The 257-nt window shown below is 52.9% G+C and carries 1 protein-coding gene; it reads left to right on the forward strand.

Annotated features, from left to right (window positions below):
* Positions 1–52: 52 nt before the first annotated feature.
* The coding region (locus AF337_RS46565; protein ID WP_425287900.1) for a restriction endonuclease at positions 53–257 on the forward strand (205 nt) is incomplete at its 3' end.

Raw genomic sequence — 257 nt, forward strand, 5'->3', positions numbered from 1 at the left:
ATTCGAAATTCAATGTCGCGAGCTCTTCGCTCTGCACTACAAGCACCCAGAAATGAAAATCAGTCCTCCGAGCAAGCAGTTCGGCGTCGATATCTTCGGCTATCGGGATGGGGATTTGGACAGGCCCATTGGCATCCAGTGCAAGGCCACAGCCAATCTGACGGAGCGAGAAATTCGCGACGAATTCAGAAAGGTTCTCCAATTCGATACTCGCCTCACTCAATGGGTCGTCGCCACGACCTCGGACAGTAGAAGCG

This window comes from Rhizobium ecuadorense (genome assembly GCF_001187535.1).
In the GTDB taxonomy this organism is placed as follows: domain Bacteria; phylum Pseudomonadota; class Alphaproteobacteria; order Rhizobiales; family Rhizobiaceae; genus Rhizobium; species Rhizobium ecuadorense.